Raw genomic sequence first — 7132 nt, 5'->3', positions numbered from 1 at the left:
CGAATTCTACAGCGTTACACGCTGCTGTCAACACCTCATTTCCTGCTTCGATGACTTGAAGCTGACACTTTCGAAATCGTTTAACTCTTTGAATCTCAAGGAGTTTTCCGTTTCGACTGCGCCGGAAGTGGGGCGAATTATAGGCCGATGGAATTCTGAGTCAAGCCCTAATTGAGCGACTCTATCAATTATCCAAAAAAGCTTAAAAGCCGCTACCTATATAGAGGGGGCTAACGCCCCCTCTATATAGGTAGGCAGTTAAACAACACCCGACTTGCGCAACCCTTCCAGCACTCCCGAAGTCATCCCCAGGACCCGCTGCAGAACCTCTTGCGTATGCTCACCCAGCAAGGGTGGCGCATTACGGTATTCGACTGGCGTTGCAGATAACCGAATCGGGCTCGCCACCTGAGGCACAAGCCCAGCCAACACGTGAGGCAGCTCTATCGCCAAATGACGAGCCTGCACCTGAGGATCCTCAAACACCTGCGCCAAATCGTTGATAGGCCCGCAAGGCACACCAACCGCTTCCAACTCAGACACCCATTGCGCCGTTGTCCTGAACACGGTCGCCTGACGAATCAAAGGCACTAACACCAGACGATTCGCCACACGAGCTGCATTAGTCGCGAATCTGGGATCATCAGCCCACTCGGCATAACCCGCCACCTGCGCAAACTTCCTGAACTGACCGTCATTGCCGACAGTAAGAATGAAGTCGCCATCGGCTGTCGGAAAATCCTGATAGGGCACGATATTCGGATGGGCATTACCCAACCGCTTGGGCGATACGCCCGTAGTCAGGTAATTCATTGCCTGATTAGCCAGGCAGGCAACCTGGACATCCAACAGCGCCATATCAATATGCTGCCCACCGCCGTCATGTTGGCGATGAGCCAGCGCCGCCAGAATCGCAACCGTCGAATACAACCCGGTCAATATATCGGTCAGCGCCACACCCGCCTTCACAGGCCCCGCCCCCTCCTCACCCTCAGGACGGCCCGTCAGACTCATCAAACCGCCCAAGCCCTGAATCATAAAGTCATAACCGGCGCGCTTGGCATAAGGTCCCGTTTGACCGAATCCGGTAATTGAGCAATAGATCAAATCCGGATTCACGTCTTTAAGCGAGGCATAGTCCAGACCATAAGCCTGCAACCCGCCCACCTTAAAGTTCTCAATCAAAATGTCAGACTTCGCCGCCAGCTCGCGTACCAGTCGCTGACCTTCAGGCTTGGTGAAATCGATCGTCACAGACTGCTTGTTGCGATTGGCAGACAAGTAGTACGCGGCCTCGCCAGTACTCTCCCCATAAGCATCCTTAAGAAAGGGCGGGCCCCAAGCGCGCGTATCATCTCCATTGCCCGGACGCTCGACCTTGATGACCTCAGCCCCAAGGTCGGCCAGAATCTGGCCCGCCCATGGGCCGGCCAGTACCCGCGACAAATCCAGCACCCGCAAATGCGATAAAGCCCCCATGAGCCGCCCCCTCTATTAATAGAACGCCTGAAGACCTGTCTGCGCCCGACCAAGAATCAGAGCATGCACGTCATGGGTGCCTTCATAGGTATTCACCACTTCAAGGTTGACCAAGTGGCGCGCCACACCAAACTCATCAGAAATGCCATTCCCCCCCAGCATGTCACGCGCCATGCGAGCGATATCGAGTGACTTGCCGCACGAGTTACGCTTCATGATCGAAGTGATCTCCACCGCAGCAGTACCTTCGTCCTTCATTCTCCCCAAGCGTAGGCAACCTTGTAGCGCCAGCGTAATTTCAGTCTGCATATCCGCCAGTTTTTTCTGAATCAACTGTGTGGCCGCCAGTGGACGACCAAACTGCTGACGATCAAGCGTGTACTGGCGCGCGGTATGCCAACAGAACTCGGCAGCCCCGAGTGCACCCCACGAAATACCGTACCGGGCCGAATTCAGACAAGTGAAAGGCCCCTTCAGACCACGCACATCCGGAAAGATGTTCTCTTCAGGTACGAACACGTTATCCATAACGATTTCGCCGGTAATCGATGCCCGCAAACCTACCTTGCCGTGAATCGCAGGCGCACTCAGGCCTTTCCAACCCTTTTCCAGCACAAAGCCACGAATATCACCGGCATCATCTTTAGCCCACACCACAAACACATCAGCAATTGGACTGTTAGTGATCCACATCTTGGCGCCAGTCAGGCTGTAGCCACCTTCGACTTTGCGTGCACGCGTAATCATCGCTCCAGGATCAGAACCATGATTAGGTTCAGTCAGACCAAAGCATCCGATCCATTCACCTGAAGCCAACTTTGGCAGGTATTTCTGCTTCTGCGCTTCAGTGCCGAACTCATTGATAGGCACCATCACCAGCGACGACTGCACACTCATCATTGAACGGTAGCCCGAGTCCACACGCTCCACTTCCCGCGCAATCAAGCCATAGCTCACATAATTGAGGCCGCTGCCGCCGTATTGCTCGGGGATCATGGCCCCCAGCAAACCGGTCTCTCCCATTTCACGAAAAATGGCCGGATCAGTCTTCTCATGACGGAAGGCTTCAAGCACACGAGGCGCCAACTTGCTCTGAGCGAATTGCTCAGCACTGTCGCGCACCATGCGCTCTTCTTCAGTGAGCTGCTGATCCAGCAACAGTGGATCGATCCAGTTGAAGCTTGCCTTACCCACCATGAGTGAACCCTCGCGAAATAGATCAAATGTCGTGGGCAGATCGTAGGCCCCACCTATATAGAAGGACAAACGAGGATTCGGAACTCTCTTGTGATAATTTCTCACTCCGTGGAGATCAAAAACGCCATATTTAAAGACCTTTAGTGAGGAAGCCGTACATGCGCCGCAAGATTCCCAGCACGTCCGCACTCATCAGTTTTGAAGCGGCAGCTCGCCACGAAAGCTTCACCAAAGCTGCGCATGAGCTTTCTCTGACCCAAGGTGCTATCTGCCGACAAATAGCCAGCCTCGAAGAATTCCTTGGCATCGAACTTTTCAGACGCTCAAAACGTGGCGTTAAGCTGACTGAAGCAGGGCTTTCCTACAGCCGACGTATTGCGACTCAACTGGATGCCGTCGAACGTGACACCCTCTCGATCATGGGGCAGCAAGGTGCCAACGTGATTGAACTCGCCGTAGTGCCCACCTTCGGCACGCAATGGCTGCTCCCGCGCCTCAAGGACTTCCAGCAGCAGCACCCCGACGTCACGGTCAACCTCACTAACCGCACACGCCCCTTTCTGTTTGCTGACACCGACTTTGACGCCGCTATCTATTTCGGTGATGCCGACTGGTCAGGTACTTCGTCCTACCGCTTGATGGGTGAAAACCCAGTCCCCGTATGCAGCCCTCGCCTGCTGCCGACCGAGAAAAGCCTTACGCGAGACGCAATCGCTGAACTCCCGTTACTGCAACAAACCACCCGCCCCTATGCGTGGCGCCAGTGGTTTAACGCACAAGGTTTGAACGTACCCCGTGACATGACCGGGCCGCGCTACGAACTGTTCTCGATGCTGGCTCAGGCCGCTATGCACGACATGGGGATCGCATTGATCCCACCTTTCTTGATTCAACGTGAATTAGCCGAGCAACGCCTCGTGATAGCCAACACTGCAACGCTAGCGAGTACGAAGGCTTATCACTTGATGATCCCCGAACGCAAAATCGAGTCCGCCTCACTAAAGGCTTTTCGCGACTGGCTTATCCAGCAAGCCCAGCAATACAGCCTTAATTAACGCATTACATCGTCCATACGAGTTATGTAGCGCCTCATAAAAACACCCTACATATATACGTAAATGTCGCTTTTAAGCAGACTAAACTTATGTCTAACTGGACAAACCTGTAAGCCAGTAACCACGTGGCTTGCAGGGTATTTCTGAAAGTTATGCGCGGATAACTAAAAGAAATGTGAAAAATAGTCAAAAACATCCTTTAATGCCTAGAAGCCACGCCGTTACTGGCTTCAAAGCGACACTTGCGACATTCGGTCACGGCATGACTTGTAGTAAATATTCCGTCACCCTTCATAAGTTCTTGAAGGGCTAAATAATCGCCTGCATTATGCGGCGCCCCACCCTGATTCCGGTGGGGCCGTGCTGATCGGCCGCCCCAGTAGCACCATCCGAAGTGCACTGGATTTCTTATAAAAGATCACGCAGGAGATATGACGTGCACATTGGTGTTCCTCTCGAAACCCATACGGGTGAAACGCGGGTTGCTGCAACCCCGGAAACCATCAAGAAGCTGATCGGCCAGGGCCATAAAGTGACTGTTCAACGGGGTGCAGGTATCAATGCCAGCGTCATCGACAGTGCTTATGAAACCGCCGGCGCAACTATTGGCAGCGCCAATGACGTATTTGGCGCTGAGTTGATCCTGAAAGTCGTTGCGCCTGATGACAGCGAACTGGCCCTTATCAATAGCGGCACTGTGCTGATCGGCATGCTCAACCCGTTCAGCAATGAAACCATTGCCAAACTGGCCAGCCATGGCATTACCGCATTCTCACTGGAGGCCGCGCCACGCACTTCTCGCGCGCAAAGTCTTGATGTGCTGTCTTCCCAAGCCAACATTGCCGGCTATAAAGCCGTACTACTGGCAGCCCATCATTACCCACGTTTCATGCCGATGTTGATGACCGCCGCTGGCACGGTAAAGGCCGCCCGCGTGCTGATCCTTGGCGCAGGCGTTGCGGGGCTTCAGGCCATTGCAACCGCCAAACGCCTGGGTGCCGTGATCGAAGCGTCTGATGTGCGACCTGCTGTTAAAGAGCAGATCGAGTCGCTGGGTGCCAAGTTTGTCGACGTGCCTTACGAAACCGACGAAGAGCGCGAATGCGCAGTGGGCGTTGGCGGCTATGCACGGCCAATGCCTGCGAGCTGGATGCAGCGTCAGGCACTGGCTGTGCACGAACGCGCCAAACAGGCCGACATCGTCATTACTACCGCACTGATCCCTGGGCGAAAGGCGCCAGTGCTGCTCAGCGCAGAAACCGTGGCGCAAATGAAACCGGGGTCAGTGGTCATCGACCTCGCCGCAGCCCAAGGCGGCAACTGCCCGCTGACCGTCGCGGATCAAGTGGTGGTCGAGCACAGCGTCACCATCGTCGGCCATACCAATCTGGCCGCCATGGTTGCTGCAGATGCTTCCGCGCTGTATGCCCGCAACCTGCTGGACTTCCTCAAACTGGTCTTCACCCCTGAAGGACAGTTCCAGATCAACCTAGAAGACGACATCGTCGCCGCGTGCCTGATGTGCCGCGACGGGCAAGTCGTGCGCAAAAACGGCTGAGGATAAAAACAATGGAAGAGCTGATCTCCCCCGGCATCTACAACCTGATCATCTTCGTGCTGGCCATCTATGTTGGCTATCACGTGGTCTGGAACGTTACACCTGCTTTGCACACGCCCCTGATGGCGGTCACCAATGCCATTTCGGCAATCGTGATCGTAGGTGCCATGCTCGCTGCTGCGCTGACAGTCACCCCGCTGGGCAAAACCATGGGCACCCTGGCTGTGGCATTGGCCGCCGTTAACGTATTTGGTGGATTTTTGGTCACCCGGCGAATGCTGGAAATGTTCAAGAAGAAAGCACCTAAAGCCAAAGAAGAGGTGCGCAAGCCATGAGCATGAACCTGGTCACTGTTCTTTATTTGATCGCATCAATATGTTTCATCCAGGCCCTCAAAGGCCTGTCGCATCCCACCACATCCCGTCGCGGCAACCTGTTCGGCATGCTCGGCATGGCATTGGCGGTCATCACCACCGTAGGCCTGGTCTTCAAACTGGGCGCTGAAATAGCGACAGCGGGTATCGGCTATGTGATCGTCGGCCTGTTGGTCGGTGGTACGGCGGGGTCGATCATGGCCAAGCGTGTGGAAATGACCAAAATGCCAGAGTTGGTTGCCTTCATGCACAGCATGATCGGCCTGGCTGCGGTCTTCATTGCCATCGCCGCGGTGGTCGAGCCGCAATCACTGGGTATCGTCAAGCAACTGGGTGACGCCATTCCTGCGGGCAACCGCCTGGAGCTGTTCTTGGGCGCTGCGATTGGTGCCATCACGTTCTCCGGCTCTGTGATCGCCTTCGGCAAGCTTTCAGGCAAATACAAATTTCGCCTGTTCCAGGGCGCACCCGTGCAATTCAGTGGTCAGCACACGCTGAATCTGGTGCTGGGCCTGGCCACACTCGCGCTGGGCATCACCTTCATGCTAACCGGCAACCTCAACGCCTTCGCGCTGATGCTGGCACTGTCTTTTGTACTGGGTGTGCTCATCATCATTCCGATTGGTGGAGCGGACATGCCGGTCGTGGTGTCGATGCTCAACAGCTATTCGGGCTGGGCAGCTGCCGGGATTGGCTTCTCGCTGAACAATTCAATGCTGATCATTGCCGGTTCGCTGGTGGGCTCTTCGGGCGCGATCCTGTCTTACATTATGTGCAAGGCGATGAATCGTTCTTTCTTTAACGTGATTCTGGGCGGCTTCGGCGGTGCAACGGATGCAGGCGGCCCGGCGGGTACGCAAGAAGCCCGGCCAGTCAAATCAGGCTCGGCTGACGATGCCACCTTCCTGCTGACCAACGCAGACACTGTCATCATCGTGCCGGGTTACGGCCTGGCGGTTGCACGCGCCCAACACGCCCTTAAAGAATTGACCGAAAAATTGACCCACCGCGGCGTCACTGTGAAATACGCGATCCACCCGGTGGCAGGTCGTATGCCCGGCCACATGAACGTCCTGCTGGCCGAGGCAGAAGTGCCTTACGACCAGGTGTTCGAGATGGAAGACATCAACTCCGAATTCGGACAGGCTGATGTCGTCCTGGTGCTTGGCGCCAACGACGTGGTCAACCCGGCCGCGAAAAACGACCCAAAATCGCCGATTGCGGGCATGCCGATTCTTGAGGCTTACAAAGCCAAGACCGTCATCGTCAACAAACGCTCGATGGCCAGTGGCTACGCCGGATTGGACAACGAACTGTTTTATCTGGACAAAACCATGATGGTCTTCGGTGACGCCAAGAAAGTTATTGAAGATATGGTCAAAGCGGTCGAGTAACATCCCCCGCCACTGCCACACCGAAAACCCCGGCGCTGAATTGACCGGGGTTTTTTATTTCTGCAAAGATCCCGA

At 55.1% G+C, this 7132-nt stretch carries 6 protein-coding genes; 4 read left to right on the top strand and 2 right to left on the bottom strand.

Annotated features, from left to right (window positions below):
- Positions 1 to 258: 258 nt before the first annotated feature.
- Together HBN68_RS03205 and HBN68_RS03200 are read right to left on the bottom strand one after the other, a co-directional pair.
- Entirely contained in the window at positions 259 to 1479 is a 1221-nt protein-coding gene (locus HBN68_RS03205) for a CaiB/BaiF CoA-transferase family protein (protein WP_169962539.1), read from the bottom strand.
- Positions 1480 to 1494: 15 nt separating this feature from the next.
- Complete coding sequence (locus HBN68_RS03200) at positions 1495 to 2676, bottom strand: acyl-CoA dehydrogenase (protein WP_169962537.1); 1182 nt, start codon at positions 2674 to 2676, stop codon at positions 1495 to 1497.
- A gap of 158 nt (positions 2677 to 2834) precedes the next feature.
- Between HBN68_RS03200 and HBN68_RS03195 the strand changes: the two genes are divergently transcribed.
- The 4 genes from HBN68_RS03195 to HBN68_RS03180 all read left to right on the top strand — a co-directional run bounded on the left by HBN68_RS03195 (position 2835) and on the right by HBN68_RS03180 (position 7057).
- Complete coding sequence (locus HBN68_RS03195) at positions 2835 to 3731, top strand: LysR family transcriptional regulator (RefSeq protein WP_094994131.1); 897 nt, start codon at positions 2835 to 2837, stop codon at positions 3729 to 3731.
- Between the two features lie 436 nt (positions 3732 to 4167).
- Positions 4168 to 5289: a Re/Si-specific NAD(P)(+) transhydrogenase subunit alpha gene (locus tag HBN68_RS03190; RefSeq protein WP_169962535.1), complete on the top strand. Its 1122-nt coding sequence runs from the start codon at positions 4168 to 4170 to the stop codon at positions 5287 to 5289.
- Positions 5290 to 5300: 11 nt separating this feature from the next.
- A complete protein-coding gene (locus tag HBN68_RS03185) occupies positions 5301 to 5624 on the top strand; it encodes an NAD(P) transhydrogenase subunit alpha (RefSeq protein WP_003438157.1) in 324 nt (107 codons plus the stop codon).
- The gene (locus HBN68_RS03180; RefSeq protein WP_094994128.1) at positions 5621 to 7057 is read left to right on the top strand and encodes an NAD(P)(+) transhydrogenase (Re/Si-specific) subunit beta; all 1437 of its coding nucleotides are present in this window, start codon (positions 5621 to 5623) and stop codon (positions 7055 to 7057) included. The genes HBN68_RS03185 and HBN68_RS03180 overlap by 4 nt, the downstream gene beginning before the upstream one ends.
- The last annotated feature ends 75 nt before the right edge of the window (positions 7058 to 7132 follow it).

Source organism: Pseudomonas sp. WS 5078 (assembly GCF_012985745.1).
GTDB classification, from domain to species: domain Bacteria; phylum Pseudomonadota; class Gammaproteobacteria; order Pseudomonadales; family Pseudomonadaceae; genus Aquipseudomonas; species Aquipseudomonas lundensis_A.
Note: the sequence above shows the minus strand (reverse complement) of the source record. Positions and strands in the feature narration are given on the sequence as shown.